Source organism: Pedobacter sp. ok626 (genome assembly GCF_900100435.1).
Lineage (GTDB): Bacteria > Bacteroidota > Bacteroidia > Sphingobacteriales > Sphingobacteriaceae > Pedobacter.
The window spans coordinates 44,205-65,700 of the sequence record NZ_FNEX01000020.1; the positions used below are offsets into that span (position 1 = coordinate 44,205).

At 39.6% G+C, this 21,496-nt stretch carries 21 protein-coding genes; 12 read left to right on the forward strand and 9 right to left on the reverse strand.

What is annotated here, in order from left to right:
• Positions 1-131: 131 nt before the first annotated feature.
• Positions 132-758, forward strand: coding sequence for a tetratricopeptide repeat protein (locus tag BLS35_RS23265; RefSeq protein WP_090785868.1), 627 nt, complete (start codon positions 132-134; stop codon positions 756-758).
• Between the two features lie 56 nt (positions 759-814).
• Here BLS35_RS23265 and BLS35_RS23270 read toward each other — a convergent pair whose 3' ends face one another.
• Both BLS35_RS23270 and gpmI read right to left on the reverse strand, forming a co-directional pair.
• The gene (locus BLS35_RS23270; protein ID WP_090785870.1) at positions 815-1,342 is read right to left on the reverse strand and encodes a hypothetical protein; all 528 of its coding nucleotides are present in this window, start codon (positions 1,340-1,342) and stop codon (positions 815-817) included.
• Entirely contained in the window at positions 1,342-2,862 is a 1,521-nt protein-coding gene (gene gpmI / locus BLS35_RS23275; RefSeq protein WP_090786018.1) for a 2,3-bisphosphoglycerate-independent phosphoglycerate mutase, read from the reverse strand. The genes BLS35_RS23270 and gpmI overlap by 1 nt, the downstream gene beginning before the upstream one ends.
• Before the next feature lie 137 nt (positions 2,863-2,999).
• Between gpmI and BLS35_RS23280 the strand changes: the two genes are divergently transcribed.
• Genes BLS35_RS23280 through BLS35_RS23295 form a run of 4 tightly spaced genes read left to right on the forward strand, consistent with a single transcriptional unit; the run spans position 3,000 to position 5,742 of the window.
• Positions 3,000-3,395, forward strand: a complete 396-nt coding sequence (locus tag BLS35_RS23280) for a DUF4783 domain-containing protein (RefSeq protein ID WP_254779074.1) — start codon at positions 3,000-3,002, stop codon at positions 3,393-3,395.
• Positions 3,396-3,431: 36 nt separating this feature from the next.
• Complete coding sequence (gene nadC, locus BLS35_RS23285; protein ID WP_090785874.1) at positions 3,432-4,274, forward strand: carboxylating nicotinate-nucleotide diphosphorylase; 843 nt, start codon at positions 3,432-3,434, stop codon at positions 4,272-4,274.
• A 3-nt stretch (positions 4,275-4,277) separates the two neighbouring features.
• Positions 4,278-4,925 (forward strand): glycerol-3-phosphate 1-O-acyltransferase PlsY, encoded by a 648-nt coding sequence (gene plsY / locus BLS35_RS23290; protein WP_090785876.1) that lies wholly within the window; start codon positions 4,278-4,280, stop codon positions 4,923-4,925.
• A 10-nt stretch (positions 4,926-4,935) separates the two neighbouring features.
• Complete coding sequence (locus BLS35_RS23295) at positions 4,936-5,742, forward strand: M48 family metallopeptidase (protein ID WP_090785878.1); 807 nt, start codon at positions 4,936-4,938, stop codon at positions 5,740-5,742.
• A 47-nt stretch (positions 5,743-5,789) separates the two neighbouring features.
• Here the strand turns inward: BLS35_RS23295 and BLS35_RS23300 are convergent, their stop codons facing one another.
• From BLS35_RS23300 to BLS35_RS23315, 4 genes are all read right to left on the reverse strand, one after another.
• The gene (locus tag BLS35_RS23300; protein WP_090785880.1) at positions 5,790-7,043 is read right to left on the reverse strand and encodes an anthranilate synthase component I family protein; all 1,254 of its coding nucleotides are present in this window, start codon (positions 7,041-7,043) and stop codon (positions 5,790-5,792) included.
• Between the two features lie 106 nt (positions 7,044-7,149).
• Complete coding sequence (locus BLS35_RS23305) at positions 7,150-8,427, reverse strand: adenylosuccinate synthase (RefSeq protein ID WP_090785882.1); 1,278 nt, start codon at positions 8,425-8,427, stop codon at positions 7,150-7,152.
• Between the two features lie 33 nt (positions 8,428-8,460).
• Entirely contained in the window at positions 8,461-8,952 is a 492-nt protein-coding gene (locus BLS35_RS23310) for a Fur family transcriptional regulator (protein ID WP_090785884.1), read from the reverse strand.
• Between the two features lie 63 nt (positions 8,953-9,015).
• On the reverse strand, positions 9,016-11,223 hold the full coding sequence (locus BLS35_RS23315) for a RelA/SpoT family protein (RefSeq protein WP_090785886.1): 2,208 nt from the start codon (positions 11,221-11,223) through the stop codon (positions 9,016-9,018).
• Between the two features lie 303 nt (positions 11,224-11,526).
• Here BLS35_RS23315 and BLS35_RS23325 point away from each other — a divergent pair, with 303 nt between their 5' ends.
• The 4 genes from BLS35_RS23325 to BLS35_RS23340 all read left to right on the forward strand — a co-directional run bounded on the left by BLS35_RS23325 (position 11,527) and on the right by BLS35_RS23340 (position 14,785).
• On the forward strand, positions 11,527-12,144 hold the full coding sequence (locus BLS35_RS23325; RefSeq protein ID WP_090785889.1) for a DUF4294 domain-containing protein: 618 nt from the start codon (positions 11,527-11,529) through the stop codon (positions 12,142-12,144).
• A 4-nt stretch (positions 12,145-12,148) separates the two neighbouring features.
• Positions 12,149-12,631, forward strand: a complete 483-nt coding sequence (locus tag BLS35_RS23330) for a glutathione peroxidase (protein ID WP_090785892.1) — start codon at positions 12,149-12,151, stop codon at positions 12,629-12,631.
• 7 nt (positions 12,632-12,638) lie between these two features.
• Positions 12,639-13,355, forward strand: a complete 717-nt coding sequence (gene bshB1 / locus BLS35_RS23335) for a bacillithiol biosynthesis deacetylase BshB1 (protein WP_090785894.1) — start codon at positions 12,639-12,641, stop codon at positions 13,353-13,355.
• Positions 13,356-13,423: 68 nt separating this feature from the next.
• Positions 13,424-14,785, forward strand: coding sequence for an acyl-CoA dehydrogenase family protein (locus BLS35_RS23340; RefSeq protein ID WP_090786019.1), 1,362 nt, complete (start codon positions 13,424-13,426; stop codon positions 14,783-14,785).
• A gap of 4 nt (positions 14,786-14,789) precedes the next feature.
• Here the strand turns inward: BLS35_RS23340 and BLS35_RS23345 are convergent, their stop codons facing one another.
• From BLS35_RS23345 to BLS35_RS23355, 3 genes are all read right to left on the reverse strand, one after another.
• The gene (locus BLS35_RS23345; protein ID WP_090785895.1) at positions 14,790-15,194 is read right to left on the reverse strand and encodes a hypothetical protein; all 405 of its coding nucleotides are present in this window, start codon (positions 15,192-15,194) and stop codon (positions 14,790-14,792) included.
• Positions 15,194-16,525 (reverse strand): L-lysine 6-transaminase, encoded by a 1,332-nt coding sequence (lat, locus tag BLS35_RS23350; RefSeq protein ID WP_090785897.1) that lies wholly within the window; start codon positions 16,523-16,525, stop codon positions 15,194-15,196. Before lat ends, BLS35_RS23345 begins: the two co-directional genes overlap by 1 nt.
• 182 nt (positions 16,526-16,707) lie before the next feature.
• The gene (locus tag BLS35_RS23355; RefSeq protein ID WP_165973388.1) at positions 16,708-17,796 is read right to left on the reverse strand and encodes an alginate lyase family protein; all 1,089 of its coding nucleotides are present in this window, start codon (positions 17,794-17,796) and stop codon (positions 16,708-16,710) included.
• 184 nt (positions 17,797-17,980) lie between these two features.
• Between BLS35_RS23355 and BLS35_RS23360 the strand changes: the two genes are divergently transcribed.
• Genes BLS35_RS23360 through BLS35_RS23370 form a run of 3 tightly spaced genes read left to right on the forward strand, consistent with a single transcriptional unit; the run spans position 17,981 to position 21,481 of the window.
• Positions 17,981-18,883 (forward strand): SPFH domain-containing protein, encoded by a 903-nt coding sequence (locus BLS35_RS23360; RefSeq protein ID WP_165973387.1) that lies wholly within the window; start codon positions 17,981-17,983, stop codon positions 18,881-18,883.
• Complete coding sequence (gene tkt / locus BLS35_RS23365; RefSeq protein ID WP_090785902.1) at positions 18,873-20,882, forward strand: transketolase; 2,010 nt, start codon at positions 18,873-18,875, stop codon at positions 20,880-20,882. The genes BLS35_RS23360 and tkt overlap by 11 nt, the downstream gene beginning before the upstream one ends.
• The gene (locus BLS35_RS23370; RefSeq protein WP_090785904.1) at positions 20,870-21,481 is read left to right on the forward strand and encodes an HAD family hydrolase; all 612 of its coding nucleotides are present in this window, start codon (positions 20,870-20,872) and stop codon (positions 21,479-21,481) included. Before tkt ends, BLS35_RS23370 begins: the two co-directional genes overlap by 13 nt.
• The last annotated feature ends 15 nt before the right edge of the window (positions 21,482-21,496 follow it).

The following is a 21,496-nucleotide window of genomic DNA, read 5'->3' on the forward strand; positions in this document are numbered from 1 at the left end:
CATGCCTCAATAATAATTAATTATTAAATCATAATTTGAATTATTTAGCGTTTAAGTTAGATATTTGCAAATGGTATGATAGTTGTCTATGTCTAACCTTTTAAATATATTTATTTTTTAAATAAAAGTTAATGAACTACTTCAAGCAAACAGTCTTATTGTTATTTGTTTTTTCTGCAACCACCACTTTTGCACAAAATAGTGGCTATGATAAATTAGGCATGCAGGCCATGATGAAGGGAGATTATAAAGGCGCCGTGAATCAGCTTGAAAAGGCAGATACAAAGAGTCCTAATAACGCTAACGTGTTGAAAATGTTGGGATACTCTTATTTTCAGTGTGGTGATTTTGAAAACTCTATAGATACTTACAGTCGTTTGATTACTGTAAAACCTTCAGATTATTCAGCCTATTACTACCGCGGTAAGGCCAGGCTAAATGTAGCAAATGATCCTAAGGAATCTTTAAACAATATGCGTGATAGTTTTTATCAGGCTGCCATTAAAGATTTCACAAAAGCTATAGAGATCAATGGGGAAGAGGATGCTCAGTTGTTACAAAATAGGGCACTGGCGTATAAAGATTACGCGATTTATAAATCTTATAAAATTAAAACCAAAGCAGAAAAAACAGGTTGTGTAACTTTATTTAATAATTCTGTTGCTGATTTTCAAAAGGTTTTATTAGTTCAACCTCAACGTAAAGATATTCTGTCCCTAATTGACTACGTAAAAGCACAAATTACCAGTTTGAAATAATTCGGTAGATTTCGCAGTAGTTATAAAAAAAGGATGTTCGTTTGAACATCCTTTTTTTATTTAAGCCTTCCGGTAATACTGTAATTCTTTTCTGCCATCAGCTTAATGTGCTGTTTTTTATTGATCCGATATAGACTATCAGGATAATAAGTAAGCGTATCAGTCGAACTGTAAAGCATATTGCTGTTTTTTATCAGGATCCGGATACTAGCTACACGACCATCTCTTTTGGTGATCGAGACCTCCTTTACCGGTACTTTTTTATTGTCCGAGGTGTAAAGTTCTTGTGTATTGGTAGTATTGATGCTAAACAAACCCTTCCATGCATTTCTGTTAATTTCTGACTCAGAAAAGATAGAAAGCTCTTTTTCCCAGTCTGGTATATGGATCTTCTTGGTTTCGCTAGCACCGTTCACCTCCACAGTTTTCGTTAGCAAAGGATTACGCTTATTCAGTCGCGACGCTTCCTTTTTAAAATAACCTTTAATATCGAAGTAATTTAAAGCATCATTTTGATTTTTTACAGCAGGATTGCAGCTGTAAAAAATCAAAACGATACCCAATAGCCAAAAGGTTTTTCTCATTATACCAAGCTATTACCGGTCATAATTGCCGGTTTAGGAATGTCCATTATGCTCAGGATGGTAGGAGCGATGTCGCCAAGTTTACCATCTGCTACACTTGTATAATCTTTATCAATTAAAATGCAAGGCACCAAATTAGTGGTATGAGCTGTGTTAACTGATCCGTCGTTATTTATCATATACTCCGAATTACCATGGTCGGCCAGGATGATAAACGAATATCCATTTTCAATTCCTTTGTTCACTACAATTTGTGCGCAGCTGTCTGCAGTTTCAACTGCTTTAACAACAGCGTCAAAAACACCCGTATGTCCAACCATGTCTGGATTGGCAAAGTTCAAACATACAAAATCAGGCCATCCGGTTTCCAGTTCTTTGCAAATCGCTTCCGTAATTCCGGCAGCACTCATTTCTGGTTGCAAATCATAAGTCGCAACTTTTGGAGAAGGGATCATAATCCTTTTCTCGTTTTCAAATACCTGTTCGCGGCCTCCAGAGAAGAAGAACGTTACGTGTGGGTATTTCTCCGTTTCAGCGATTCGGATTTGGTTTTTATGGTGTTTTTCGAGCACCTCACCTAAGGTTTCCGAAAGATCGTCTTTTGTAAACATCACCTTTACGTTTTCGAAATTCTCATCGTAAGTAGTCATGGTTACATAATAAAGAGGGAGCTTGTGCATACCAAAATCAGGATAATCATTTTGGGTGAGTACAGCTGTGATTTCTCTACCACGATCTGTTCTATAGTTAAAGCAAATAACCACATCACCCGATTGTATGGTGGCAACTGGTGCGCCGTTATCTTGAGTAACTACTATAGGTTTTATAAATTCGTCGGTTATTCCGTCTTTGTAAGATTGTTCAATAGCTGTGGCGGGATCACTTGTTGATTGTCCAACACCTTTAGTTAGCAAGTCGTATGCTTGTTTAACTCTTTCCCAGCGACTATCCCTGTCCATTGCATAATAACGGCCAATTAAACTGGCAATTTTAGCAGAAGTACTTTCCAGGTGATGATCAAGATCTTTGATAAAATTAAGGCCCGAGTTTGGATCAGTATCTCTTCCATCCATAAAGGCATGGACAAATACATCTTTCAATCCTTGTTCAGTTGCCGCATCACACAAAGCCTTTAGGTGGTTGATGTGGGCATGAACACCACCATCAGAAGCCAATCCAATAAAATGAACCGACTTATTGTTGGCTTTCGCATAATTGAAAGCATCAAGTAGTACAGGATTTTGATGAAGCGTTCTGTCGCTGATCGCTTTATTGATCCTTCCCAATTCCTGATATACAATTCTGCCGGCGCCCAGGTTCATGTGGCCAACTTCAGAGTTGCCCATTTGTCCAGCCGGTAAACCTACGGCTTCACCAGACGCTTCAAGTTTTGAGTTTGGATAATTTTGGATTAAGGAATCAAAAAACGGGGTGTTGGCTGCATAAGCTGCATCAGAGCTATCTTGTTTTCCATATCCCCAGCCATCAAGAATTAGTAGTACTACTTTTTTGTTGTTCATTCGTGGTTCGCTTTGTTTTAATGTATTATTGAACTTAGCAAATATAAGTCTATTACGGCTTTTTTTAGAACCAATTTCTTTTTTATGATCTATTAATGGCATAATTTATGCGGACTCCTTCGTTTAGCTATAAAGAGATGATGAAGCCCTTACTTTTTTTATTTGTTTTTTTTACTCAATTCCCTTCCTCTTATACGCTCCAAGGCGATATTATAGATAATTTATCTGCACATTTTAAGGCAGGAAATGCAAAAGAGATTGCCGCAAATTTCGCTTCATCTGTAGAATTAATCGTCATCGACGACGAAGATGTATACTCTAAAGCTCAGGCAGAGCAAATCTTAAGAAATTTTTTCACTAAGAATCCGCCAATTAAATCATCAGTTATTCACCTCATCAATACCAACCCAAATTTCAGGTTTGGCATACTTTCTCTGGTTACTAAGAATGGGAAATTTAGAGTCTCCATCACCTTAAAAAAATCATCAAATGCTTTTTTTATTACAGAATTAAGGATAGAGCCTGATAAATAATAGTAAAAATGCTATTTTTGGGTTTAAATATTAATTTTGGATAAACAACTCATAGACCAATTTATAAAAAATGCTATTGCCGAAGATTTAGGCGACGGCGATCATACCTCTCTTTCTACCATCCCTGCCGATGCACAAGGCAAAGCAAAACTGCTGATTAAAGAAGTGGGCATCATCGCAGGTGTGGAACTTGCAGTCGAAATTTTTAAACAAGTAGATGCAAACCTAACTACCGAAGTATTTATTAATGACGGCGCTGAAGTTAAGGTGGGGGATATTGCTTTAACCGTTTCAGGGAATTCTCAATCCATCCTGCTTGCAGAACGCTTAGTGTTAAATTGTATGCAACGGATGAGCGGTATTGCAACCAAGACCAATCATATTGTGAAAATGCTTTCAGGCTACCATACCCAATTGTTGGATACCCGTAAAACCACACCAGGTTTAAGGTATTTAGAAAAATGGGCAGTACGCATTGGCGGCGGAGTAAACCATAGAATTGGTTTATACGATATGATCCTGATTAAAGACAATCATGTTGATTATGCTGGTGGAATTGCTAATGCCATCAATGCGGCTAATCAATATCTAAAGGATAAGAACAAACAATTAGCTATCGAAATAGAAGTAAGGGATCTTGCAGAACTTGATCAGGTACTCCTAACGGGTCATGTAGACAGGATCATGCTTGATAACTTTAGTTTCAGTGATCTGAAATTAGCAGTTAATAAGATCAATAAACAGTATATTACAGAAGCGTCTGGCGGTATTACAGAAGAAAATGTAACAGAATATGCAGCTTGTGGCGTAGATTATATATCTATGGGCGCATTAACGCATTCTGTTAAGAGTTTAGACATGAGTTTAAAAGCCTATTAGGTTATGATTTCTATCTATTCTATTTCGGCGGTTATTTTAGCCTATTTATTTGGTTCTATACCTACAGCGGTTTGGCTGGGGCAGGCATTTTATGGTGTTGATGTACGAGAGTATGGAAGTGGAAATGCTGGTGCGACCAATACCTTTAGGGTTTTGGGTAAAAAAGCCGGTATTGCCGTGATGACCATAGATATCGCAAAAGGATACACCGCAACCAAATTGGCCTATTTTATAGGACTGTCCGTTACTGGTCCACAAAATTCTGCGCAATTTGTTAATTACGAACTAGCATTAGGTGTTACGGCTGTTATGGGCCATTTGTTCCCAATATTTGCCGGTTTTAGAGGAGGTAAAGGTGTGGCTACACTTTTTGGAATGATTTTGGCAGTTAACTTCCCAGCAGCAATGCTTTGTGTTCTGGTGTTTGTGACGGTGCTATTGATTACAAAATATGTATCATTAAGCTCAATATGTGCTGGTTTTACCTTCCCGTTGAGCATTGTGTTCCTATTACATTCATCAATAAAATCTGAGGTTTTATACGGTATGTGCGTTTGTGTGCTCATTTTGGTAACACATCAAAAAAATCTGGAGAGACTATTAAAAGGCAAAGAATCCAAAGTATACCTGTTTAAGAAGAAAACGAATTAAACTAAAACTTATGAAAAGAATACTCATTGTAGGTGTAACCGTAATAGGGTTGGCCTTCTCATCCTGCTCTACAGTTCCTCTAACTGGACGTAGCAGATTGAACCTGGTAAGTGATGATCAGGTTTTGCCAATGGCATTTCAAGCTTATAGCACCTTCCTGACCGAAAATAAGAATGCTGTATTGCCTGCATCTAATGCACAGGCATCAAGGGTTAAAATGATTGGCAACAAGCTTATTGTTGCTGTAAAAACCTATATGAACAATAATAACTATGGTAATCTGATCAAGGATTACAAATGGGAGGTAAACCTTGTTGATAGTAAAGAACTGAATGCCTGGTGTATGCCGGGGGGGAAAATAGTTGTCTATACCGGGATTCTACCTGTTACTAAGGATGATGCAGGTTTAGCTACAGTAATGGGGCACGAGATTGCGCATGCTATTGCGGGACATAGTGCAGAACGTATGTCGCAAGAGATGGCTTCTCAAGGTATCGGCGCTTTAGGTGCTGGACTTTTGTCAAACAATCCTAAATCGCAGGGCGTATTCAATACATTGTATGGAGTAGGTACACCATTAGTAATGCTTAAGTATTCACGTAATCAGGAGTTGGAAGCGGATAAACTGGGTTTGATCTTTATGGCTATGGCTGGTTATAATCCTAATAATGCAACTGCTTTCTGGCAAAGAATGGCTAGTGCTTCAGCTGGCAGTCAGAAACCTGCTGAGTTTTTAAGTACTCACCCAAGTGACGCGACACGTATTGCCCAAATACAAAGGGATATACCAGAAGCAATGAAGTTTTATAAACCTTAAAAAAGATTGAAATTATAAATATAGGCTACCAATTATGGTGGCCTTTTTTATTGCTTCAAAGTTTGGATAATAGCGGAGGCTTTCAGCTTGCATTCTTCATACTCAGCACGTGCATTAGCAGCATAGGTAATTGCCCCGCCAACCTGAAAGGATAGGTATTCTTTAGCGGCATCATACAAGATGCTGCGGATGACCACATTGAAATCAAAGTCGGCTTCAGGAGTAATGTACCCAAATGCACCTGAGTAGGCGCCACGTTTGCTAAATTCATAGGCTTCTATCAGTTGCATCGCTTTTATCTTAGGCGCGCCAGTCATAGAGCCCATCGGGAAAGTATGTCTTATCGCATCTATGAAATGAATATCCGGATTTAGCTCACAGCTGATGGTTGATATCATCTGGTATACTTGTGGAAAGCCATAGATTCCAAAAAGTTCCTCAACTTTAACACTGCCGCTTACTGCTGTTTTGGTCAGGTCATTTCTTACCAGGTCTACTATCATTACATTTTCGGCCTGTTCTTTAGCATTTAACCTCAGGTCGTTTTTGATTTGTAAATCAGCTGCTGGGTCTGCATTACGCTTGGCTGTGCCTTTAATAGGCTGAGAAATTAACTTGTTTCCTCTTTTGCATAAATACCTCTCTGGACTGGCCGAAAGGATGTACTGGTCCTTTATTTTAAAGAACCCGGCAAATGGAGTAGGAGAGAGCTTACAAAGTTGCGTGTAAATCTCAATAGGATCAATAACAGCATGCTCGGCAAAGAATTCCTGGCAAAAGTTAATCTCATAAATGTCACCACGAACAATATGCTGTTGTAGGGTTTCGACAGTCTTAAGGTATACTTCCTTTGAGATTCTGTTTTGTATGTTGATACGGGTCTTATTTATTTCAATTTCCTGGTTAAATTGGTCGATGGCACCCATCACCTCGATTCCACCGATTAATACTTCTACCTCATCACCTTTAATAATAAGTAGGTATTGGGGAATAAAGAAAAATAACTCAGGAAACTGGAGTCCGTCGGGGTTAGCAGATTCCAGCTGTTCTACATCGTTCTTTAGCTCATAGCTCAACAAACCAAACATCCATGTCTGATGTTGATCATAAAAAGCCTTTAGATCATCAAATTTATGAGTCGAATTGGTATTTAGTACTTCTTTAGTCCCTACAGCCAGTAGCAGATCAAATTTACTGTAGCGATCTGTGTAGTCATTGGAATCGAGCACACAGCATACCTCAGCGGCAGCGGCCCATTTTAAGGCTTTTTGTTTAAACGATGGTAGATCCGGAACTCTCATTTTAATTTGCGCAAATGTAGCGCATTTATTTATACAAGGGAGTTAATAGTAAAAAAGGGTGGTAAACTTATTCAGCATACCACCCTTTTTCAATAGAATAAAAACCTTAGTTTAATTCCAATGTTTGAACCCTGTCTGGTCCAACAGAAAGGAATTTAACAGGAACTTCAAGTTCTTTTTCAAGGAAAGCGATGTAGTCAGCAAGCTTAGCAGGAATGTCTGCTACTTTGTTTACTTTGGTTACATCAGTTTTCCAACCATCAATTGCTTTCAATACCGGAGTCGGTTTAACAGTAATGATGTCGTATGGCATATAATCGATAGTCTCACCATTGTGCTCATAATGTGTGCAGGCATAGATGGTGTCAAAACCGTCCAATACGTCTGCTTTCATCATGATCAGTTCAGTAACACCGTTCAACATGATTGCATATTTTAATGCTGGAAGGTCAATCCATCCACAACGACGGGCACGGCCTGTAGTTGCACCAAATTCGTGACCAACCTGACGTAGGTTTTCTCCAACCTCATCATCCAGTTCAGTAGGGAAAGGACCACCACCAACACGAGTGCAATAAGCTTTGAAGATACCGTAAACATGACCGATTTTATTAGGCGCAATACCTAAACCAGTACATGCACCAGCAGTAGTTGTGTTTGAGGAAGTTACAAAAGGATAAGAACCAAAATCGATATCTAATAATGTACCTTGTGCACCTTCAGCCAATACCTTTTTGCCTTCTTTAAGGAAACCATTTACATAGTGCTCACTATCTACATGAGGTATAGTTTTGATGAATTCAATCGCCTCAAAGAAAGCAGCTTCCTTTTCAGTAAGATCATATTCAAACTCGTAATGAGAAAGGATTTCTTTGTGTTTCTCTACCAGTTTATTGTAACGGTCTTTGAAATCAGGTAGGGTAGTATCCCCAACTCTTAGTCCATTACGACCGGTTTTGTCCATATAAGTTGGGCCAATTCCTTTTAACGTAGAACCAATTTTATCTTTACCCATTTTTTGCTCATTTGCTGCATCTAACAACTGGTGAGTAGGTAAAATAAGGTGTGCTTTACGGGCAATTACCAGTTTGCCTTTAGCAACAGGATCATGACCAGCTTTTTTCAGGTTATCTAATTCCCTTTTTAAAATGATGGGATCAATTACCACACCATTTCCAATCAGGTTCATTGTTTTTTCATTAAAGATACCTGATGGTATAGTATTTAAAACGAATTTTTTGCCATCAAACTCTAAAGTATGGCCGGCATTCGGACCGCCTTGAAAACGAGCTATCAAATCATATTGTGGACTTAGTACATCAACAATTTTTCCCTTGCCTTCATCGCCCCATTGTAGGCCCAGAAGCACGTCTACTTGCGTCATTATTTAAATTTAAAAATGGAAATATTATATTGGTTAACTTGCATGTTTTATGTCAGCATTCTGATTGTTCATTGCAGCTTTAGCCGCACAATCGAAACAAACGCCATAAAGATTTAAAGAGTGGTGTTTGATCTCAAATTTCAATAGCTCACCAACCATACTTTGTATCTGTTGGATGCGTGGGTCGCAGAACTCTACAACTTTTGCGCAATCAATGCAGATAATATGGTCGTGCTGATGATAGCCGTAAGACTTTTCAAACTGAGCCATGTTTTTACCAAATTGATGTTTGGTAACCAGGTCACATGAAACCAATAACTCTAATGTATTGTACACCGTAGCCCTGCTCACACGATATTTTTGATTTTTCATGTGGATGTAGAGGGTCTCTACATCGAAATGGTCATCTCTTGAGTAAATTTCTTCTAAGATGGCAAAACGCTCCGGTGTTTTCCTCAGATTTTTATTTTCGAGGTAGGCTTCGAATATTTTCCTAACCAACTCGCTGTTGTGATTTGTCGACATAGTTTTTAAACTCCTTTCAAAGGTATCAATTTTTTATATAAACGGTACCATTTATTGTTATTTTTAGGCATCAAAACGGGTAACGCCCGTTACACCTTTTACTTCTAACAGATTTTTAATCAGGTTATCCAGATGTTCTTTGTCATTTACAAAGATCATTATCGAACCGTCAAAAATACCATTATCCGTATCTACAGTTATAGAACGCATATTTACCTTAAAATCGTTTGATATAACTTTAGTAATGTTGTTGATTAAACCAACATCGTCAATACCGATAATATGCAATCCGGTTAAGAAGGTCAGCTCTTTTTGTCTGTTCCACTTGGCTTTCACTACACGGTAACCATAATTGGCCATCAACTGTGCAGCGTTCGGACAATTGGTCCGGTGTATTTTTATGCCTTCATTAACTGTTACAAAGCCAAAAACATCGTCGCCCGGAATAGGGTTACAACAGGCGGCTAAGGTGTAATCGATTTTTTGAAGATCCTCACCAATTAATAAAATGTCTGATTCCGGACCTTTTACCTTGTTCAATAAGGCGTCAATTTGCTGATTGTCGCTTTTTTCGGCACCGCGGTTTTCTATTTCTTTTTCGCTGGCCAGGTAATCTTTCAAGTCTTTTAACTCGATCTTCCCTTTTGCAACCGCAATGAAGAGCTCCTGAGTCGAAGGCAATTTAAAGAAGTAGCTCAGCTTATTTAAATTGTCGGTATTGTAGGTAATCTTGAGCGACTTCATTTTACGCTCCAGTGTTTCCTTACCGATCTCGGCAACTTTCCGCTTTTCTTCTTTTAGGGAAGATTTGATTTTAGACTTCGCTTTGGCCGTCACCACAATGTTTAGCCAATCTTCCTTAGGCGACTGCTTGCTGGAAGTAATGATCTCTACCTGGTCGCCATTTTGTAGTTTGTACGATAAAGGAACCAGCTTATGGTTCACTTTTGCACCAATACATTTTGCACCTACATCCGTGTGAATCTCAAAAGCAAAATCTAAAGCCGTTGCACCAAGAGGCAGTTGGAGTAATGCACCCTTAGGCGTGAAAATGAAGATCTCATCCGAGAAGAGGTTCATTTTAAAATCATCCAGAAAGTCTAATGCATTGGCTTCTGGGTTGTTTAGCATTTCCCTCACTTTCATGATCCATTGATCCAGACCATTGTCGTTACTTGACTCTTTATATTTCCAGTGTGCAGCAAAACCTTTTTCAGCAATTTCATTCATGCGTTGTGTACGAATCTGTACTTCAACCCATTGTCCTTTAGGGCCCATTACGGTCGTGTGTAGCGACTCATAGCCGTTTCCTTTTGGCGAGGATACCCAGTCGCGCAAACGATCGGGGTTAGGGCGATAAAGATCGGTTACAATTGAATAGGCTTTCCAACAGTCGGCTTTTTCATTCTCAGGTGGACTGTCCAATATAATTCTGATCGCAAAAAGATCATACACCTCCTCGAAAGGAATGTTTTTGCTTTTCATCTTATTCCATATCGAATGAATGGATTTCGGGCGACCATAAATATCAGCCGTTAGTCCCTGTTCGGCCAGAATTTCATTTATTGGTTCCACAAACCTTTTGATAAATAGCGTTCTTTCCGCTTTTTTCTCATTAAGTTGGGTGGCAATGTATTTATAGGTATCTGGCTCCAGATATTTCATCGAGAGATCTTCCAGTTCAGATTTAATGGTATATAGACCCAAACGATGGGCCAGGGGAGCATACAGGTAAATGGTTTCCGAAGCAATCTTAAGTTGTTTTTGCCTTGGCATAAAATCCATGGTACGCATGTTATGCAAGCGATCCGCGAGTTTGATTAGAATTACCCTAACATCATCAGCAAGGGTAAGCAGCATTTTTCTGAAATTCTCTGCCTGTAAGGAGCTGTTGTAGTCAAAAACACCAGATATTTTGGTCAGTCCATCAATAATTTTGGCGGTTTTCTTACCAAACTCGCGTTCAATATCCTCTAAAGTAATGTCAGTGTCCTCTACCACATCATGCAACAGGGCACAAACGATTGATGTGGTTCCCAGTCCAATTTCTTCTGCAGCAATTTGTGCTACAGCAATTGGATGGTAGATATAAGGTTCTCCTGATTTGCGTCGCATGTTTTTATGGCTTTCCAGTGCCATGTCAAAAGCCTTTCTAATCTCCTTTTTATCACCACGTTGCATGGTTGGTTTACAGGCACGCAAAAGGGCACGGTATCTTTTCAGTATCTCTTGTTTTTCCGCTTCTAAATCTATCACTAATGCGTTTTTCATTGGTCTCCTCTTTCTCTTTTTAATGCGATAAAGCCATTATACATAATGGTTTCATCATATTTTCGTTATTCCTTTAATATACAATAATTCTACCAAATAAATGTTTGTCATATGCTGACATTTATGAATGTATAAAATAATCCATAAGACAAGTATTTATAGTTGCAAGATCATTGCAATCAGGCTTGGATCTTTGTATTATTTACGTAAAAAATATATCAATTTATGGTTAAATGGGTATATTAGATTAGTAATGGAACAAAAATATAAAATTAGGCCTAACTTTGAAGGAGTTATAAATTTATGAATTTTTATAGGTTGTTTATTCCTTTAATTGTCATGATTACAGGCGCTTCTGTTAAAGCGCAGGTAAGCCCCCTGCCTGTCAAAATGCCGGTAATGGGAAAAAATGATACCATAAGGGTAGCTTCAACCAATGTAGATGGCGAAATGATCCCTTGGATCCCGTTAAATGAGGTAATTATCTATGGTACCAGGATCTTCAAATCTGCCGCAGATCAGGCAGCTTTTAACCGCTTACGTTACAATGTGATGAAAGTGATGCCTTATGCCTTATTTGCTAAAAGAAGATATGAGCAACTGGAGCGGGATCTTGCGGTAACTGGCGACAAAAAAGAACAAAAGAAACTCGTTAAACAATGCGATAAAGAGATTAAGGAAATGTTTAATCGAGAGATCAAAGAACTGACCATTACTCAAGGACAAATCTTAACTAAATTAATAGACCGTGAGGTGGGCAGAACCACTTACGATATTATAAAGGAAACAAAAGGTGGTGTTACTGCGTTTGTCTACCAATCTGTAGCGAGAGTAGTAGGCCATAACCTGAAAAGTACATACAGCCCGCAAGAGGATAGAGACATTGAGTCTATTATCATTTCTTCAGGGTTTTATCAATAAAACTATGTCTGACCAATCTAAAAGCGTGCATCAATTTAAGGTGAAGCTCATTAATGGAACTGAAAAGAAGCTTTCCGACTATAAAAACAAAGTATTACTTGTTGTTAACATTGCATCCGGGTGTGGTTTTGCACCCCAATTAAAGGAACTGCAGCAGTTAAGAGATGAAATTGAAACAGAACATTTTGAAATTCTAGGTTTTCCATCAAATGATTTTGGCAGACAGGAGCCTTTGGAGGGCGCTGCCATAACTACTTTTTGTGAAGTGAACTTTGGCGTTCAGTTTCCTGTATTTGAAAAAATCATGGTGCGTGGCGAATATGCCCATCCTTTATTTAAATTCCTGACACAAACATCCACACCAAGGTGGAATTTTCATAAATACCTCATTAATAAAAATGGAGAAGTTGTCGATTACTTTTTCCCATTTACAAAGCCGATTTCTTCCAAAGTAAAGAAGAAAATACAACGGTTAATTAATTCTTAAAGATTGTATGAAGTTAGATATATTGGTACTTGCCGTCCACCCGGACGATGCAGAGCTGGGATGCTCTGGAACTATTGTAAAGCATATCGCGTTAGGAAAGAAAGTTGGAATAATTGATTTCACAAGAGGTGAGTTAGGAACTCGCGGATCGGCAGAAATGCGTGATCAGGAGGCTGCTGATTCGGCAGTAATCATGGGCTTACATGCGCGTGCAAACCTGAGATTTAGAGATGGCTTTTTTGAAAATAACGAAGCACATCAATTAGAGGTGGTTAAAATGATTCGCAAATATCAACCAGAGCTAGTGTTAACTAATGCATTACATGACAGACATCCTGATCATGGCAAGGCAGGAGATCTGGCCAATGATGCCTGCTTTTTGTCGGGCCTGTCTAAAGTAAGTACTCAAATTGATGGTGTTGAGCAAGAGGCATGGCGACCAAGATTGGTATTGCAATATATTCAGGATCGCTATATCAAGCCTGATGTAATCATCGACATTACCCCTTATTTTGAAACTAAAATAGCCGCGATTAAAGCATTTAAGACTCAGTTTTTCAATCCTGAACTGGATGAGCCTGATACTTATATTTCCTCGCCGGAGTTTTTTGAAAGTGTGATTGGTCGTGCCAGAGAATTTGGTAAAACCGTTGGTGCTACCTATGGTGAAGGGTTTACTTCCCGCAAATTATTGGGGGTAGATAACCTGTTTAACTTGAGGTAGTTGTTTGCTAATGTCGGTTTTTGGCCAACAAAAACCGATTTAAACTGTTCTATTTTAAACAGTTTACTATGGCCAATATCTTTTCGTCCTTAAAAAATGCTTATACCCTTTTTAAAAGTGTAGATTTTCAGAAACTAGAAGCGCTCTCCAAAAAGGTAGACCTTACAAAAATTGTAGATTCAGTTTCCAATCTGGATGAGACCCAATTACAGGGCTTGATGAAGATGATTGGAACACCACATAAAGAGCGTGAATTACCTCCAATTGAAGGGGATTTTTATCATCTTGGTGATGAAGCTTTAAATGATGAAGACAGAGCATTGCAGCTAAAAGTTCGGGCCTTTCTGGAAAAGGAAGTGAAGCCTATTGTCAATAAATACTGGCTTAAGGCAGAGTTTCCTTTTGAGTTGATTCCTAAAATTGCTGAATTAAATATCTGCGGTCTTACCTATCAGGGCTATGGTTGCATGGGCAAATCCAATTTAATGGAAGGGATGCTGGCGATGGAAATGGCTAGAATCGACACTTCTATGTCTACTTTTTTTGGTGTTCAGAGTGGCTTAGCCATGGGCTCTGTTTATCTGCTGGGTTCCGATGCACAAAAGCAAGAATGGTTGCCCGATATGCAGCAGATGAGGACTATTGGCGCTTTCGGCTTAACCGAGCCAGAAGTCGGCTCTGGGGTAGCTGGAGGTTTAACAACTACGGCCAAGAGAACAGGAAATAAGTGGATCTTAAATGGTCAGAAAAAATGGATAGGTAATTCTACTTTTTCTGATGTCACCATCATCTGGGCCCGGGATCTTGATGACCAACAGGTTAAAGGTTTCCTGGTTCGAAAAGGGAATAAGGGGTTTGCTGTTGAGAAGATGCAAGATAAAATGGCTTTGCGTATTGTGCAGAATGGTTTGATCACGCTAACCAATTGTGAGGTCGACGAAGAAGATCGTTTGCAAAACGCCAATTCATTTAAAGATACGGCCAAAGTGTTAAAGATGACCAGGGCAGGAGTGGCCTGGCAAGCGGTAGGTTGCGCAAGAGGCGCCTACGAAAGTGCCTTAAGCTATACCAGAACCAGAAAGCAATTTGGTAAACCCATAGCTTCCTACCAATTGATTCAAAACCATCTTGTCGAAATGCTTTCTAATCTTACAGCCATGCAAACGCTTTGTTTCAGACTTTCGCAATTGCAGGATCAAGATTTACTGACCGATGCACATGCTTCTTTAGCAAAAGTATTCTGCTCCATGCGTACCCGGGATGTCGTTAGCCGGGCACGAGAAGTTATGGGGGGTAATGGTATTCTATTGGAATATGATGTGGCCCGCTTTGTGGCCGATGCCGAAGCCATCTATTCTTATGAAGGCACCAAAGAGATCAATACATTGATTGTAGGACGGGCCATTACAGGCTTTTCTGCTTTCGTTTAAATTATCACTTAAAAGGACCTTTTTCTATACTGGTATTGCCCATCGCAGTTTTTTCGTAAAGGGCAATACAGTATGGATTATACTGAGGATCAAAGTTTATTTTCCCTGCATAAAGCTTATCAGGCACTTCAGTCCCCTCTAAAAAGAAATATACTTTGGTGTTCCCGCCTTTATGATGCGGCATAAAGTTGCCATAATTCTCCAGCTCGGCCACAGCAGTATCTTTAACGGTAACCGAAAATACATGTTGGATGGGGCCGGTATTGTTCTCATTGCGGTAACGGGCAACCTCTTTAAATCCACCTTTCAAATCATTAATTCCAGGTTGCATAAATGTGCCTTTTACCATCCATACGATTAATGCAATGACCAGAATAGATAGTAAAGTGTTAAATTTTGTATTACCCATTATAGCGTTGGTAATATAAGGTCCATAACTGCTAAGCCTTCATCAATATGCTTTTTCTCGATGCATAATGCTGGTCTGAAACGAATGGTTTGACTGCCACACCCGAGGAACATCACATTGTGTTGCAGCCCTTTTTGTACAAAGGCATCGCGGCTAGCTTTATCTGAAAAATCAAAGGCGCAAAGCAAGCCCCTTCCGCGAACGTTACTTATTTTATCGTATTTGGCGGCGAGTGCTTCCAGACCTGCTTTTAAATAATCGCCAACTATTCTTGCATTTTCGCATAGGTTGTCTTCGGCAACGATATCCAGAATCTGAGAAGATCTGACCATGTCTACCAGGTTGCCGCCCCATGTAGAATTGATACGGGAAGGAACTTTAAATACATTGTTTTCAACCTGATCTACTTTGTTGCCTACCAAAATACCGCATACCTGCATTTTTTTACCAAAAGCTACAATATCCGGACGGGCCTGCTCACTAAAATGTTGATGGCACCAGAACTTTCCGGTTAGGCCTACACCAGTTTGCACCTCATCATATATCAGAAAAGCATCATGCTCATCCGCAAGGGCTTTAAGTTGAATTAAAAACTCTTCACGCAAGTGGTTGTCACCGCCTTCGGATTGTATAGGTTCAACTATAATTGCACAGATATCATCTTTGTTATCCGCAAAAGCTTGTTTAATTTGAGCGATAGAAATGGCTTCAGTCTCGATAGCTACTCTTAAATTCTCATCCTGTAATGGAAACTTAACTACAGGTACAGAAACCCTTGGCCAGTCGAACTTAGCAAACCACTTGGTTTTATCAGGAAGTGTATTGGTTAAACTTAAAGTGTAACCTGTGCGACCATGAAATGCTTTTTCGAAATGCAGTACTTTAAAGCCTCTTTCTTCTTTATAGCCTTTGGCAAAGTTTTTCTGAACTTTCCAGTCCATTGCTACTTTTATCGCATTTTCTACCGCCAATCCTCCACCAGCAATAAAAAAGGCGTGTGGTAAATAATCAGGTATACCATGTTTAGCAAAAGTATCAACAAATTGTGCATACTGCTGTGTATAAACATCAGAGTTAGATGGATTGGCTAAAGCAGCTTGCAAAAGGCTCTTTTTGAAGCCTTCATCGTTGATCATCTTTGGGTGATTATACCCTAGTGGAACTGAAGCAAAACAAGTGAAAAAGTCAAGGAGGGTACGCTTGTTTTTGGAATCGTAAATATACGTGCCCTGACTTTGTTCCATGTCGAAAGTTAAATCAAACCCATCTGCTAAAATGTGTTTGCTCAGGGTTTCATTTACCTTGTCTGGAGCTACAGTTAGTTGATACATAGTTTTTGTTTTTGGTATATTCCAAATGTAACGAAAAGCCCCAAATTAACAAATACGGGCACTATTTCAGGCTTTTATGCAAAAACATACTTTAAACTGTTTAAAGTATGTTTTTGAAATGGAATCGATTTTGGTCTACCCGATGTTGGTGATTTTTTTGAAGAATTTGTGCAAAACCTTTATTACATCATCACTTTATTCAACACCAATTGCCAATCGCTATAGCTATTCGTGGTACCTGCAACTGTTTTAATGATGCTGTTATATTGCGGATCAAAGTAAGCGGATAAGGCCAATACTTCAAGTCCCGACTTAGGCTGCCATAAATTACCAGCTTGAAAGGAACTTTCCCCATTTTTGGCACGGGCCTGATCAAATTTAACTGTAGAGTTTACATACTCACCGTGTGTTTTTTCACCGGTAGCATAAGGGATCAGCCATTCCACAGATTTTTTGATAGATGCTCCACTTGTTGATTGAGCGCTATAAGTGTCAACTCCGGTGGCACGCTTTAAAACAATAGCTAGCCTAAGCAGTGGCTCTAAGGTATAAACATGGTAGTGCAGTGCATCCCTGTGTTTAAAATCAACACCCGATCCATCAGCATAAAGGTTTTTCTCTATCTGGTCTGTTAAATGCTCCGCTATGTATTTCTTATATTCGGCATTATCAATGGCGTAAGCGATCAAGCCAACAATTTTTAGTTGATGCGACCGCCAGTTGTTATAAGATGTCATTTTTTTTGATGACTTGCCATAAAACGTTATCCCCGCATTAGCCGTTTGGCTTAGCCATTTAACTATTAACTCATTATCCTTTGGTAGTAAATTTGTTTTCACCAGGTCATAAGCTATAATCCCATCTTCCAGATTGGTGTCATCAATAGGGTTGCCACGCGAGGTGTTGGCTGTTGCCCAGGCAGTTAAATATGAAGCAAGGCTTTCTAAGTAACTCTTTTTACCTTCTACACGGTAGCAAATGGCCAATGCATACATTTTACTCATATCGCGCAAAGCATTAGCGGTAGCTTTTTTTTTGGGGTTGCCTTTTAATAAACCCTCAGTGCGTATCGTGTCAATTGGCTGCGGGTTTTCCTTTACGGCAGCATCGGCAATAGTTTGATATTTAGTGTATAATTTCTTCGCATTGGTATCATCGCTGATCAGCTTTTTTAATTTCTGAACCTCATTATCATTTAAACTCACATATTGTGCTTTAACATGAACAGCAAACAACAGCATTGTAGCAAAAAATAAGATTTTTCTTCTCATGGGACCTGGGTTTAAAGCCATTTAGAATAATATCTGGCTTAATAGTTTAATCCTGTCAATATAAAACAATTCCCCGATTTCCTATGTTTATGTAGCAAGTTCCCTATTAATAATCAGCTAAATGGAGAATGTCTTATGCAATTTCATGCCTGGTCCGACTAAGTAAAATTAAACATAAAAGGAAATGGGAACACAAGTTATCATCATCATTGCCGCAATCGTCATATTATTCTTCATGGGGGTCAAAATAGTCCGGCCCACACATCGGGGACTAATCGAGCGACTGGGGAAATATATCAAGTTCGCACAACCCGGATTCCATTGGATAATTCCTTTTATTGATAAAATGTATGTCATCAATACCACCGAACAGATGGTAGATGCGCAGCCTCAGGAAATTATTACGAATGATAACCTTAATGCAAGTGTTGATGCCCAGGTTTACTTCAGGGTTATAGAGACTGAGGAGAATGTAAAAAGTTCTCAATACAATGTAAACAACTACAAATTGCAGATCGTAAATCTTGCACGCACTACACTGCGTAACATTATAGGAACACTCACCTTAAGATCGGCAAATAGCGAAAGAGGAAAGATCAACGCCGAATTGCACAACACCCTGCGAAATGAAACTGCCAGCTGGGGAATTGTCATTGTGCGTACAGAATTAAAAGAAATAGACCCACCTAGAGATGTGCAGGAGACCATGAATAAGGTGGTAAAAGCAGAGAACGAAAAGATTGCTGCCATCGATTATGCTACAGCAACAGAGACTGCTGCAGATGGTGTAAAACGGGCAAAGATAAAAGAAGCAGAGGGTTCGAAACGAGCCAAAATATTACATGCCGAAGGTGATGCCGAAGCAATTAAGCTGGTAAATGAAGCTGCCAACCAATACTTTGTTGGCAATGCACAATTGCTGAGAAAACTGGAGACTGTAGAGAACTCCCTGCGCGCTAACGCCAAAATTGTTATCCCTACAGGAACCGAACTGGTAAATGTTATTGGCGAAATGGCGGGCGTGCTCCCCATAAATATGAAGAAAGATACTACTAGAGAACGTGAAAAACTATCAAATGAAGACTGATTCTATCCAACAACAGGGCATCAATACCGTTCGTGTATTGTCCATTGATGCCGTTCAAAAAGCAAATTCAGGTCATCCGGGAACACCAATGGGGCTTGCACCCATAGGCCATGTTTTGTGGGCCGAAAGTATGACCTATAATCCGAAAAATCCTGAATGGGCAAATCGCGACCGTTTTATACTGTCTGCCGGCCATGCCTGCATGTTACAATACAGCTTTTTATACCTAACAGGTTACGATATTTCCCTGGATGATATTAAGCATTTCAGGCAATTGCATAGCAAAACTGCCGGGCATCCTGAGTATGGTTTGTTGGCAGGTATAGAAGTAACTACAGGTCCCTTGGGGCAGGGTTTTGCCAATGGGGTGGGTTTTGCCATCGCCCAAAAGAAAATGGCCAACCGTTACAATAAGCCGGATTTTGACCTGTTTGATTATAAAATTTATGCCATCTGTAGTGATGGGGACATGATGGAGGGAGTTACTTCTGAAGCAGCTTCTATCGCAGGCCACCTCCAGTTGGGCAATCTCATTTATCTATACGATGATAACCATATTACGATCGAAGGAAATACAGACCTGGCTTTTGATGAAGATGTCGCAAAACGTTTTGAAGCCTATGGATGGCACGTGCAGGTCCTGGCAGATGGAAACGATCTCGCCGCATTATTTGCCGCCATTAAAAATGCTCAAATGGAAACCAAACGACCTTCATTGATTAAAGTGAGGACTCATATTGGTTTTGGCAGCCCAAACAAAGTAGATACAGCGGCTGCTCATGGTGCGCCATTGGGCGAAGATGAGGTGCGATTAGTCAAAGAGCACTTTGGATTTGATCCCGACAAACATTTTGAAGTACCTACTGATGTTTTGCATTATTATCGTGAGGCGGGGCAGAAAGGGATTAGAAAGGAAGAAGACTGGAATGAATTGTATAAGCGCTACAAAGAAAAATATCCAGATCTGGCCAATGAATACGAATTAATAAGCAGCGGAAAACTGCCTGAAGGATGGAAAGAGAAATTACCTGTTTTTAAAGCTGGTGAAGAAAAAATAGCCACTCGAAAAGCATCAGGAAAAGTACTGAATGCAATTGCTGATGACTTGCCCCATTTAATGGGCGGTTCGGCCGATCTTTCTCCCTCAACAGATACAGATTTAAAAGCGTACGAATCATTTTCTTCAACAAATCCTGGTGGTCGTATTTTTCATTTCGGAATTAGAGAACATGCCATGGGGGCCATATTAAACGGGCTGGCGCTCAGTAAATGCATTATTCCTTACGGAGCTACATTTCTTATCTTTTCAGATTATATGAGACCGCCTATCCGGTTGGCAGCGATTATGAAAATTCGGCCTATATTTATCTATACCCACGATAGTATCGGTTTGGGTGAAGATGGCACTACCCACCAACCTGTAGAACAACTCATCGGTTTAAGGTCCGTGCCCAATTTAACAGTGATCCGTCCGGCAGACGCAAATGAAACCGCTAACGCATGGCGCGTGGCACTAGAGCATACGGAGGGTCCGGTCGCTTTGATTTTAACCAGGCAGGAATTACCTGTGATTGATCAGGAAAAATATACTAAGGCAACCGAACTCGAAAAGGGCGCTTATATCCTTTCAGAATCTGAGAAAGAACCACAAATTATATTGATGGGTACGGGCTCAGAGGTTCAGTTGTTATTATCTGCACAGGAACAATTAAAAGATAAAAATGTTGCTGCAAGGGTGGTGAGTGTACCTTCCTGGGAATTGTTCGAAAAACAAGATGCAGCTTATAAGGAAAAGATCTTTCCAAAAGCTTTAAGAAAGCGATTGGCAGTAGAAGCAGGCTCTGCATTGGGATGGCATAAGTATGTAACCGATGAGGGGGATGTAATTGGTATTAATAAATTTGGTGAATCTGCCCCGGGTGATGAAGTGATGAAGGAATATGGTTTCAGCACAGAAAATGTAGTAAAAAGAGTAATGGACTTAATATGGAGACAATAAAAGTTGTTTTTTTTGATGTTGGTGGCGTACTGCTAAACAATGGTTGGGGGCACTTGTCCCGACAAGAGGCCGCCAGGTTATTCAATCTCGACCATTCGGAAATGGAAGTCTTGCATAGTTTTATTTTCAATATTTATGAGATTGGTAAAATTACGCTGGATGAGTATCTGGATATCGTCGTATTTAATCACCCAAGAGATTTTACAAAAGAAGACTTCAAGACCTTTATGTTTGCGCAATCTGAAGAACTACCAGGTTTGTTGCAGTGGCTAAAAGACTGGAAGCGCAGCTGTGGCTTTAGAATCATTTCTATCAATAATGAAGGTAAAGAGCTCAATGATTACCGGATCAAGAAGTTTGGTTTACATGATTGTTTTGATGCTTTTATTTCATCCTGCGAAGTAGGCATGCGCAAACCAGATCCGGGGATATTTAAACTGGCGATGGGAATTGCCCAGGTGTCTACAGAAGAATGCATGTATTTTGATGACCGGATTATGCTGGCCCATGCAGCGCAAAAATTAGGAATCAGAAGTGTTCATCACAAGGATTTTTTAAGCACTAAAACAATATTGGAGGAGATTAAATCTTCCGTTTAATTTATACACATCATT

Coding starts and splice junctions, on each gene's coding strand:
- BLS35_RS23265 (WP_090785868.1), top strand. CDS start 132: ATGAACTACTTCAAGCAAACAGTCTTATTGTTATTTGTTTTTTCTGCA.
- BLS35_RS23270 (WP_090785870.1), bottom strand. CDS start 1,342: ATGAGAAAAACCTTTTGGCTATTGGGTATCGTTTTGATTTTTTACAGC.
- gpmI (WP_090786018.1), bottom strand. CDS start 2,862: ATGAACAACAAAAAAGTAGTACTACTAATTCTTGATGGCTGGGGATAT.
- BLS35_RS23280 (WP_254779074.1), top strand. CDS start 3,000: ATGATGAAGCCCTTACTTTTTTTATTTGTTTTTTTTACTCAATTCCCT.
- plsY (WP_090785876.1), top strand. CDS start 4,278: ATGATTTCTATCTATTCTATTTCGGCGGTTATTTTAGCCTATTTATTT.
- BLS35_RS23295 (WP_090785878.1), top strand. CDS start 4,936: ATGAAAAGAATACTCATTGTAGGTGTAACCGTAATAGGGTTGGCCTTC.
- BLS35_RS23300 (WP_090785880.1), bottom strand. CDS start 7,043: ATGAGAGTTCCGGATCTACCATCGTTTAAACAAAAAGCCTTAAAATGG.
- BLS35_RS23305 (WP_090785882.1), bottom strand. CDS start 8,427: ATGACGCAAGTAGACGTGCTTCTGGGCCTACAATGGGGCGATGAAGGC.
- BLS35_RS23310 (WP_090785884.1), bottom strand. CDS start 8,952: ATGTCGACAAATCACAACAGCGAGTTGGTTAGGAAAATATTCGAAGCC.
- BLS35_RS23315 (WP_090785886.1), bottom strand. CDS start 11,223: ATGAAAAACGCATTAGTGATAGATTTAGAAGCGGAAAAACAAGAGATA.
- BLS35_RS23325 (WP_090785889.1), top strand. CDS start 11,527: ATGAATTTTTATAGGTTGTTTATTCCTTTAATTGTCATGATTACAGGC.
- BLS35_RS23330 (WP_090785892.1), top strand. CDS start 12,149: ATGTCTGACCAATCTAAAAGCGTGCATCAATTTAAGGTGAAGCTCATT.
- bshB1 (WP_090785894.1), top strand. CDS start 12,639: ATGAAGTTAGATATATTGGTACTTGCCGTCCACCCGGACGATGCAGAG.
- BLS35_RS23340 (WP_090786019.1), top strand. CDS start 13,424: ATGGCCAATATCTTTTCGTCCTTAAAAAATGCTTATACCCTTTTTAAA.
- BLS35_RS23345 (WP_090785895.1), bottom strand. CDS start 15,194: ATGGGTAATACAAAATTTAACACTTTACTATCTATTCTGGTCATTGCA.
- lat (WP_090785897.1), bottom strand. CDS start 16,525: ATGTATCAACTAACTGTAGCTCCAGACAAGGTAAATGAAACCCTGAGC.
- BLS35_RS23355 (WP_165973388.1), bottom strand. CDS start 17,796: ATGAGAAGAAAAATCTTATTTTTTGCTACAATGCTGTTGTTTGCTGTT.
- BLS35_RS23360 (WP_165973387.1), top strand. CDS start 17,981: ATGGGAACACAAGTTATCATCATCATTGCCGCAATCGTCATATTATTC.
- tkt (WP_090785902.1), top strand. CDS start 18,873: ATGAAGACTGATTCTATCCAACAACAGGGCATCAATACCGTTCGTGTA.
- BLS35_RS23370 (WP_090785904.1), top strand. CDS start 20,870: ATGGAGACAATAAAAGTTGTTTTTTTTGATGTTGGTGGCGTACTGCTA.